Below are 4,158 nucleotides of genomic sequence, written 5' to 3' on the forward strand. Positions count from 1 at the left end.
ACAAAAAGAATAATTAAACTAATTATATATGCCGTTAAAGGCTTGTTATCCTTTTTCATAAATATCCTTTTACTAAAAATTTTCTTTATCAATTAAAATGAATAGTTTATTAATAGGGTTCGCAAGAGGCGAATCTTTGCTAGATAAATTAAACTTGCTGACTGTCCGCTTCACTCTAAGTCGAATTTTGAAAAAAGTGCTATAAACGAATATCGCGTGTAACCCATAATTGCAATTATGGCCTTAACTCATTTCAGCCATAAAGTACCTTAACGTAAAGCTCTTACAAAGTCTCAAACTAACACCTAAGTTTGCAAAGTAGACTGGTGGTGCATATATTAAACTAAGTGATTGGGAGAATGCGCTTGGCTAAATACCTACTACTGTTTTTTGTTTTTTCTTATGTTTGTATAAACTCGGCTTTTGCGAGTGTAAAAGTTGGCGTAACTCATTGGGTTGATTACACCAATCCGGATGAAACAGGCGTTTATATTGAGCTACTCAAAGAAGTTTATGCAGATGAACAGCTCGAGTTTGATTTTAGTACTTACAAACGAATTACCAATTTATTTGAACAAAAACAGTATGACTTCGTAATTGGTGTTGCTAAAGAAGATGTTCCTTTAGCCTATTATCCTCATTGGTACTTAGATTATGATTATCCAATTAATGCCTATTTTTTAAATTCTACTCATAACTTTAATAAGTTATCTGATTTAAACAATAAAGTATTAAGCTGGTTTGATGGCTATAACTTTGATAAATATATTGAGTATAAACACGATTATTACCCGATATCGGCTATTGATAAAGCCATGGATTTGCTACTAAATAAACGCATCGACGCTTTCGTTGATTTTGACTACAACATCCCACAAGAATACAAATCAAAATTAAGTTATGTGGAAGTGGTGCCGGCAAGGCCTATTTATTTGGCTTTTTCAAATAGTAAAAAAGGTAAAGCATTGGCGAAAAAATTTGACCAAGCAATGCCAAAATTAAAATCCTCAGGACGGTTAAAGCAATTATATAAATCAGATTATAAAAATACTCGATTTGAAAATTTTGACGCAAATAAAATAAAAGTTGTACTGAGCACTAATGATGAATCTTTACTTAGGTTCAATTCAGCAAACAACGCAAAGTCACTAGATGCAAAGCTTTACACGCTTATTTTGGCTGCAATGAGTGACTATAGAATTGAGTTTGTAAAAGCGCCAGATACTGATAACGAGGTACAGTATGGTAGCAATCATTGCTATGCCAATAAAATTAACACTCCAGAACGAGCACAGCGTTATTTAATATCGAAGCCATTTTCTTTGTATCTTGCGCCTCGGTTATATTCTCCTAAAGACTTGAGTCAATTTAATAATACAAACATGTTAAACGAGCTTATAGCCCGCAGTGGCTTAACATTGGGTTTGTCAAAGCTTAGAGTATTTCCTGAGGATATTATGTCGCGTATTGACGATGTTGACGAATCTAAAATTAAAGGCGCAGCCATTAATACTTTTTCTAGGTTAGAGCAATTAGCTAGGTTAAAAGAGTTTGACGCTTCTATTGAATACCCAAGTGATATTGCGACGTATTGGCATGAGATCACACGTGCTGACATTCACTCCTTTGACTTGAAATTAAAAACACCGTTTACTGTTGGGCATTTAATGTGTCAACGAAGTGAAGACAATATTCGCTTCATGCTTGATTTTAATCACTCGGTTTCAACGTTAATTCAAAGTGATGAATACAAATCGCTTATATATCAATATGCAGCTGATTTACCTTTGGCACAGTTTAATAAAATCTATAAGCAAGCATTGTTAGATGCATATTGAAAGCGTTCGTTAACGTGTCTTTTTGCCAGTTAGCGTATGCTTAATTCTTACAAAAATTAAGTTGCGGGTAAAAAGTGCTTTAATAAAATCGGTTATATAAAGCTAAATACTTGATGTAAAAATTACACCATGGCACTGACAAGTGCGCCAGCATCAGTAACACCAGCGTCTTTCATTGCTTGGCTAATTGTTTGCACCAACGTAACTATTTGCGACTGTATTGTTGAAACGATATTAGCTTGTGCTTCAATTTGTGCCTTTAGCACCTCGTCTTCTTGGTCCGATTGAGCTTGTAATTGAGTGAGTTGCTCTTTTTGTTCTTCAAGTCGCTGTTTGAGCTCTTTAAGTTGCTCTATCATTTTTGCAATATAATCTGGCATCTCTGAATTTGTGGCTTTTTCAACGTTTAGAACAGCACCTTTTGAGGAGAGTTTATTGCGCTCTTTGTCTGATAACTGATAATCAGCGTTGTCCTGATTTTTTGTAGGCTCTTTTGTTTGTTGCGCCATATTAGCTTTATCGGCTGTAATTTTAACCTCAAACGCTGATTGTTTATTTAGCTGTAGCATTGCGTATTATCCATAATGTTATACGTTACTAATTTAGCTATCGGCTGCGATGCTAAAGGGCTAAAGCAAGAAATACAAAAAATGACATCTCATTATATATGCTCACTTCGATAATTATGCCTCTTATCGCTTATGTATTTACCAACCTCTAAATTTATTTTTTATTTTAAATTATATAATTTTTATATTGACACACTGAGTGCTTATTACTACATTTGTAATAGTTTAAAACTACAATTGTAGTAATAAAGGTTAAAATGAAACTTAGTGAATTTGAATTAGACATAATGCAGTTGCTTTGGCAGCACGAGCCTTGTACTGCTAGCCAGTTACATAAAGCCCTACTTGCTGATACAAAAAAAGATAAGCAAGTAGCTTACACTACAGTAAAAACAATCGTTGATAGGTTAGAGCAAAAAGAGGCGATAGTACGCTGTGGGAACGAGGGGAGAGCGATTGTATTTAAATCAGTGATCACTCAAAACGCATTTTCAGCACAAGCAATGCCTAGCTTTATGCAGCGTTTTTTTAAAGGTAACTCTCGCAGCTTAATTGCCCATTTTATTAAAGAAGAAAAGCTGAATGACGAGGATATTGAGTACCTACAATCGCTACTGAAAAATAAAAAGCAAGATTAAAGGAGAAGGTTATGATGGATTATTTTGTAACTTGCACAATTATTAGTGTGTGTTGTTTGCTTGCATCATTAGGGATGAAAAGTGCCCCTTCTAGATTAAATTTTTACGTAATAATGCTGGCTTTAATAGCCTGGTTTGTTCCTTGGCAATACTTTTCTCAATTGCCATTATTTGAAAGTACATCGCAATATACTGTTAATGTTGCTGAGTTTAGTTTTTTAAATACGTTAATAGCCCCTACCGATGCGCAGGTCATAACATCAGAAAGTAGCATTATTGCACCAGTGAGTTGGTTACCATCATTAAACCATATTTTTAGTGTATTGCTGTTTAGTGGAATTGGCTTGTTTACATTGCGTGTTGCTATGTATGTAAAGTTAGTCAAAAACTTAAAAGCTAACTCAAGCTTATATAGCACTTCAAAACGAGCAAACTGTATATACCCAATAAGATTCACCTCAATTGGCGGGCCTGCTTTTGCAACAGGGTTAGTTAACCCGGTTATTTGGCTTACACCTGATATGAAAAATCGTGAAGAATTAAACTCTGTTATTGAGCACGAATTAACGCACTTACAACAAGGTGATATTTATTGGACATGGTTAATTTGCGCTATAGAAAGTGTTTTTTGGTGGAATCCAATATGCTTAAAATTAGCGCGTTTGGCAAAAGAGCAATTGGAGCTTAGTTGCGACGAAAAATGTATGCGTAAACTCAAAGGTAAGTACCAATTAGATTTAGCTAGTTTGTTACTCTCTGAGCATGAAAAAAAATCTAAAAATAACTTTTTCACCCCCCTCTTTTGAATATTGAACACTCTAAGAGTTTTAACGTTCAGAGGATTAAAATGTTAAACAAGGAAAAAACAATGAAAAGTAAACATATAGTCATGGCTATAGCGGCATTGTCTTTTAGTGCACTAGCAGCGGCACAAATAGTAGATGAAAATACAAAGAATGAACAATATAGTGCGCAAAAACAGCCCGCTGCTAGTAATCAGTATAACCAACAGTTAGCAATGCTATTAGAGGTTGCAGGTGATGCAAAAAGTGAGCAATCAACAAAGCTAGTTCAAACGGCTCTCAACATTCAAAAGTGGTTTGCAAATAGAGA

At 34.6% G+C, this 4,158-nt stretch carries 4 protein-coding genes and 1 pseudogene; 4 read left to right on the plus strand and 1 reads right to left on the minus strand.

Going from position 1 to position 4,158, the window contains the following annotated elements:
• Window positions 1-359 precede the first annotated feature (359 nt).
• Complete coding sequence (locus P20311_RS04050; RefSeq protein ID WP_008109974.1) at window positions 360-1,838, plus strand: ABC transporter substrate-binding protein; 1,479 nt, start codon at window positions 360-362, stop codon at window positions 1,836-1,838.
• Between the two features lie 122 nt (window positions 1,839-1,960).
• Here the strand turns inward: P20311_RS04050 and P20311_RS04055 are convergent, their stop codons facing one another.
• Window positions 1,961-2,407 carry a hypothetical protein gene (locus tag P20311_RS04055; protein WP_008109976.1) on the minus strand — a complete coding sequence of 149 codons (447 nt, stop codon included), beginning with the start codon at window positions 2,405-2,407 and terminating at the stop codon, window positions 1,961-1,963.
• Between the two features lie 257 nt (window positions 2,408-2,664).
• On the opposite strand from P20311_RS04055, the gene P20311_RS04060 reads away from it, so the two are divergent.
• From P20311_RS04060 to P20311_RS19255, 3 genes and pseudogenes are all read left to right on the plus strand, one after another.
• Complete coding sequence (locus P20311_RS04060) at window positions 2,665-3,045, plus strand: BlaI/MecI/CopY family transcriptional regulator (protein WP_008109979.1); 381 nt, start codon at window positions 2,665-2,667, stop codon at window positions 3,043-3,045.
• An 11-nt stretch (window positions 3,046-3,056) separates the two neighbouring features.
• Window positions 3,057-3,851 (plus strand): M56 family metallopeptidase, encoded by a 795-nt coding sequence (locus P20311_RS04065; RefSeq protein WP_008109981.1) that lies wholly within the window; start codon window positions 3,057-3,059, stop codon window positions 3,849-3,851.
• Between the two features lie 62 nt (window positions 3,852-3,913).
• Window positions 3,914-4,158, plus strand: a pseudogene (locus P20311_RS19255) (peptidase M56 BlaR1); the annotation flags it as partial.

Source organism: Pseudoalteromonas sp. BSi20311 (genome assembly GCF_000239875.1).
Lineage (GTDB): Bacteria > Pseudomonadota > Gammaproteobacteria > Enterobacterales > Alteromonadaceae > Pseudoalteromonas.